Annotated in this window: 3 protein-coding genes; all 3 read left to right on the top strand. The window is 72.2% G+C overall.

The window, feature by feature from the left end:
- Positions 1-568 precede the first annotated feature (568 nt).
- The 3 genes from nsdA (at position 569) to ffh (ending at position 5,489) form a co-directional block, all read left to right on the top strand.
- Positions 569-2,035: a transcriptional repressor NsdA gene (nsdA, locus tag AC51EU_RS26440; protein ID WP_496269597.1), complete on the top strand. Its 1,467-nt coding sequence runs from the start codon at positions 569-571 to the stop codon at positions 2,033-2,035.
- Between the two features lie 263 nt (positions 2,036-2,298).
- Entirely contained in the window at positions 2,299-3,666 is a 1,368-nt protein-coding gene (locus AC51EU_RS26435; RefSeq protein WP_496269596.1) for an ammonium transporter, read from the top strand.
- Positions 3,667-3,929: 263 nt separating this feature from the next.
- On the top strand, positions 3,930-5,489 hold the full coding sequence (gene ffh / locus AC51EU_RS26430) for a signal recognition particle protein (protein WP_496269595.1): 1,560 nt from the start codon (positions 3,930-3,932) through the stop codon (positions 5,487-5,489).
- The last annotated feature ends 129 nt before the right edge of the window (positions 5,490-5,618 follow it).

Here is a 5,618-nt window from a genome sequence, read left to right as displayed (position 1 = left end):
CGCCGTGCTCTCGGGCGAGCGGGCGGCACGGCGCCACGCGCCGGGCCGCATCTCGCGGATGCCGATCGTGAAACCCATGCCCCCTCCAACGGGTGGTGCGTTCCTCTGGTTACGAGCCGTCGGGCCCGCCGGACGGCGCCCGCCGGCCCGCGCGGCCGGAGGCCCGTCGTACCGGTACGGCTCCGGACGGAGCCCGCGGACGCGATGCGGTGTGGTGCGGCAGGTGGTGTGCGGCGGGGCGCGCGCCCTTGTACGCGCCGTGGCGCCGGCCGGTGTCAAGTCAATCGCGGTGAACGGTCCGCGCGTTCACGCGATGGGGTGGCGAATGGTGGCGTTTGCCCGGGCCACCTCGCGGCGGGCGTGATCGTAGGATTACTTTCGGTGCACCCCTCGTCCCGGGGCATGGGCGGCGTGGATATGCCGACGGCACGGCGATCCGGCCGGAACACAGCCCTCCGGGACGTGGCCGGATCCCGTCGGCGGGCGGACGGCCGACGGACAGACGCCGTAACAGGCGGCATCCTGTGGGGAGTTCACAGCGGACAACGACACGTTTGGGGGCGAGCCCGTGGGCGGCAACGGCGCCACCGCCGAGAAACGGCCCAACACGCAGTTGGGTTCATGGTTCGTGCGCAGCGGCTGGTCCAAGGGCGAGCTGGCGCGCCAGGTCAACCGCCGGGCCCGCCAGATGGGCGCACACCACATCAGCACCGACACCTCACGCGTCCGCCGCTGGCTGGACGGCGAACAACCGCGCGAGCCCATCCCCCGCATCCTCTCCGAACTGTTCTCCGAACGCTTCGGCCGCGTCGTCGGCGTCGAGGAACTGGGCCTGCGCCCGGTCCGCCGCTCGCCCTCCGTCTCCGGCGTGGACCTGCCCTGGTCCGCCCCCCAGACCGTCACCCTCATCAGCGAGTTCACCCGCAGCGACCTGATGCTGGCGCGCCGCGGCTTCCTCGGCACCTCGCTCACCCTCGCCGCCGGCCCCACCCTCGTCGAACCGATGCAGCGCTGGCTGGTGCCGGTGCCCGCCCCGCAGGCCGTCGAGCAGCGGCCGCAGACTCCCGGCCGCCGCCCGGTCAAGCTCTCCTCGCCCGAGCTGGACCTCCTGGAGGCCACCACCGCGATGTTCCGCCAGTGGGACGCGCAGTGCGGCGGCGGACTGCGCCGCAAGGCCGTCGTCGGGCAGCTGCACGAGGTCACCGACCTGCTCCAGGAACCCCAGCCCGCGGCCGTCTCCCGGCGGCTGTTCAAGGTCGCCGCCGAACTCGCCCAGCTCGCCGGCTGGATGAGCTACGACATCGGCCTCCAGCCCACCGCCCAGAAGTACTTCGTCCTCGCCCTGCACGCCGCGAAGGAGGCCGGGGACCGCCCCCTCGGCTCGTACGTCCTCTCCAGCATGAGCCGCCAGATGATCCACCTCCAGCGGCCCGACGACGCGCTGGAGCTGATCCACCTCGCCCAGTACGGCAGCCGCGAGACGGCCACCCCCCGCACTCAGGCCATGCTCCACGCCATGGAGGCCCGCGCGTACGCCGGGATGGGCCAGCCCGGCAAGGTCAAGCGCGCCGTGCGGATGGCGGAGGACACCTTCGCCGACATCGTGCCCGGCGAACCGGAACCGGACTGGATCCGCTTCTTCTCCGAGGCCGAACTGAACGCCGAGAACGCCCACTCCTACCGCGACCTCGCCTATGTCGCGGGCCGCAGCCCCACCTACGCCTCGCTCGCCGAACCGGCCATGCGGCGCGCCGTCGAGCTGTTCGGCCAGGACCCCGAGCACCAGCGCTCCTACGCCCTCAACCTCATCGGGATGGCCACCGTCCACCTCCTGCAACGCGAGCCGGAGCAGTGCGCGGCCCTGGCGCGCGAGGCGATCCCCTTCGCCGAACAGGTCCGCTCGGAGCGCGTCAACACCCGTCTGCGCAAGACCGTCGACACCGCGGTCCGCGAGTTCGACGACGTCGCCGAAGTCGTCCACCTCGGCGAGGAACTGGCCCGCCACCTCCCCGAGGCCTCGGCGGAGGCCGTCTGATCCGCCCCGGACTCCCGGCCGCGGCCGCCACCCCGTACAGCCCGACTCGGCTTCCCCACGCCAGGTCACGCGGTGGCGGCCGCGGCCGGGCCCGTTCCCGCACGCGCGCCCGGGAGTTCACCGGTCCGTAATGCGGCCGCCGTCCTCGCAACCCGTACGAAACGCCGGTGCCTGCCCGCCGAAACCGTGCCGCGCGACCCTACGGGGACGGACGGCCCACCGGACCCCGCCGCACGGGCCGCGTCGACGACGAGGAGACGCCGATGCCCCCAGGCAGCGCGACGCTGATGGCCGCGGCCGCGCGGATCAGCCCGGCCGACACCGGGTTCCTGCTGATCTGCTCCGCGCTGGTGATGCTCATGACGCCGGGCCTCGCCTTCTTCTACGGCGGCATGGTCCGGGTCAAGAGCGTCCTCAACATGCTGATGATGAGCTTCACCTGCCTCGGCATCGTCACCCTCCTGTGGGTCCTCTACGGCTTCGCGCTCGCCTTCGGCACCGACCACGGCGGGATCATCGGCTGGACGGGTTCCTTCGCCGGTCTCAGCGGCATCGGCCTGAACCGGCCGTGGGACACCTCCGCCGTCCCCGTCTCCGTCTTCGCCGTCTTCCAGCTGATGTTCGCCGTGATCACCCCCGCGCTGATCAGCGGCGCCCTCGCCGACCGGGTCCGTTTCGCCGCCTGGGCGCTGTTCACGGCCCTGTGGGTCACCGTCGTCTACGTCCCCGTCGCCCACTGGGTCTGGGGCGACGGGGGCTGGCTGCGGGAGAGCGGCGTCATCGACTTCGCCGGGGGCACCGCCGTCCACGTCAACGCCGGAGCCGCCGCCCTCGGCGTCCTCCTTGTCGTCGGCCCGCGCATCGGCTTCCCCAAGGACCCCATGCGGCCCCACAATCTGCCGCTGGTCATGCTCGGCGCCGGACTGCTGTGGTTCGGCTGGTTCGGCTTCAACGCCGGGTCCTCGCTCGGCACCGGCGACGGCGTCGGCGCCGCCGCCTTCGTCAACACCCAGGTCGCCGCGGGCGCCGCGATGCTCGCCTGGCTCGGCCACGACACGCTGCGGCACGGCACGTGCACCACCCTCGGTGCCGCCTCCGGCGCGGTCGCCGGACTCGTCGCGATCACCCCCGCCTGCGGCGCCGTCAGCCCCCTCGGCGCGATCGCCGTCGGGGCCGTCGCCGGGGTGCTGTGCGCCATGGCCGTCGGCCTCAAGCACCGCTTCGGCTACGACGATTCCCTCGACGTCATCGGTGTCCACCTCGTCGGCGGCGTCGTGGGCTCCCTGCTCGTCGGACTGTTCGCCACCGGGGAAGTACAGAGCGGCGCCAGGGGCCTCTTCCACGGCGGCGGCCTCGACCAGCTCGGCCGGCAGACCCTCGGCGTGGTCTGCGTCCTGGCCTACTCCCTCGTCGTCTCGTACCTCCTGGCCAGGGCCGTCGACCGGCTGCTCGGCCTGCGGATCGGCGAGGACGAGGAGACCGGCGGCATCGACCGGGCCGCCCACGCCGAGACCGCCTACGATCTCACCGCAGCGGTTGCCCCCACGGAACACTCCTCGCTTCCCGTGCCCGCGGCGGACACCAGGGACCCCGTGCCGGACCGGTACGCGGCACGGAAGGTGGAGGCATGAGACGCGTCGGCACCGCTCCGGGACGCCCGGGTCGAACGTGGTGGACGCGTTCCGCGTGACGGACGTGGAAGGGGAGCCGCCGACGGAGGGCCGGGCCCGCGCCGTGACGGTGGCCGTCGGGCGGCCCTCCCCGCGCCGTGCCGCCCCCGGGGACCGTGCGCGGCCCGCCGTCCGCCCGGTGGGCGGGGACACGCTTCGGGCCGGGACGGATACCCTGGAGGGCGATTGCCCTCTGCCCCCGACTCCGAGGATCGACGACCGCCGTGTTCGATACGCTTTCCGACCGCTTGGCGAGTACTTTCAAAAACCTCCGGGGCAAGGGCCGCCTGAGCGAGGCGGACATCGACGCCACGGCGCGTGAGATCCGCATCGCCCTGCTGGAGGCCGATGTCGCCCTCCCCGTGGTGCGCGCCTTCATCAAGCAGGTCAAGGAGCGCGCGACCGGCGCCGAGGTCTCCCAGGCGCTGAACCCGGCCCAGCAGGTCATCAAGATCGTCAACGAGGAACTGATCACGATCCTCGGCGGGGAGACCCGCCGGCTGCGGTTCGCCAAGCAGCCGCCCACCGTGATCATGCTCGCCGGCCTCCAGGGCGCCGGTAAGACCACCCTCGCCGGCAAGCTCGGCCGCTGGCTCAAGGGCCAGGGCCACAGCCCGCTGCTCGTCGCCTGCGACCTCCAGCGCCCCAACGCCGTCAACCAGCTCAGCGTCGTCGCCGAGCGCGCCGGCGTGGGGATCTACGCCCCGGAGCCCGGCAACGGTGTCGGCGACCCGGTCCAGGTCGCCAAGGACTCCGTCGAGTACGCCAGGGCCAAGGTCCACGACATCGTCATCGTGGACACCGCCGGCCGCCTCGGCATCGACCAGGAGCTGATGCAGCAGGCCGCGGACATTCGCGACGCCGTCAGCCCGGACGAGATCCTCTTCGTCGTCGACGCCATGATCGGCCAGGACGCGGTCAACACCGCCGAGGCGTTCCGCGACGGCGTCGGCTTCGACGGCGTGGTGCTCTCCAAGCTCGACGGTGACGCCCGCGGTGGTGCCGCGCTCTCCATCGCGCACGTCACCGGCAAGCAGATCATGTTCGCCTCCAACGGCGAGAAGCTGGACGACTTCGACGCGTTCCACCCGGACCGCATGGCGTCCCGCATCCTCGGCATGGGCGACATGCTCTCGCTCATCGAGAAGGCCGAGCAGACCTTCAGCCAGGCCGAGGCCGAGAAGATGGCGGCCAAGCTCCAGAAGGGCCCCAAGGAGTTCACGCTCGACGACTTCCTGGCCCAGATGGAGCAGGTCCGCAAGATGGGCTCGATCTCCAAGCTCCTCGGCATGCTGCCGGGCATGGGCCAGATGAAGGAACAGATCAACAACCTCGACGAGCGGGACGTCGACCGCACCGCCGCGATCATCAAGTCGATGACCCCGGCCGAGCGCCAGGACCCGACGATCATCAACGGCTCCCGCCGGGCCCGTATCGCCAAGGGCTCCGGTGTCGAGGTCAGCGCGGTGAAGAACCTCGTCGAGCGGTTCTTCGACGCCCGCAAGATGATGTCGCGGATGGCCCAGGGCGGCGGCATCCCCGGAATGCCGGGGATGCCCGGGATGCCGGGCGCGGGCGGCGGAGCCAAGAAGAAGAAGCAGGTCAAGCAGGCCAAGGGCAAGCGCAAGAGCGGCAACCCGATGAAGCGCAAGGCGGACGAGGCGGCCGCCGCCGCGCGCCGCGAGGCCGCACAGTCCGGCAACCCGCTGGGCCTGCCGCAGGGTGGCGGCCAGGACCCGCAGAACTTCGAACTCCCGGAGGAGTTCAAGAAGTTCATGGGCTGAGACCGGCCTGTTCGTGAGGGACCCGTGGTGAGCCCCCGCCTTTACGGCCGGGGGCTCACGCGTTCCCGGGGTGCCCGTACGGGAGCGCGCCACACCGCGCCACCCCGGCCCGTCGCGAGGTCCCGCCGC

Source organism: Candidatus Streptomyces philanthi (assembly GCF_059553635.1).
This window is presented reverse-complemented; position numbering and strand designations above follow the sequence as displayed.

Coding starts and splice junctions, on each gene's coding strand:
- AC51EU_RS26435 (WP_496269596.1), top strand. CDS start 2,299: ATGCCCCCAGGCAGCGCGACGCTGATGGCCGCGGCCGCGCGGATCAGC.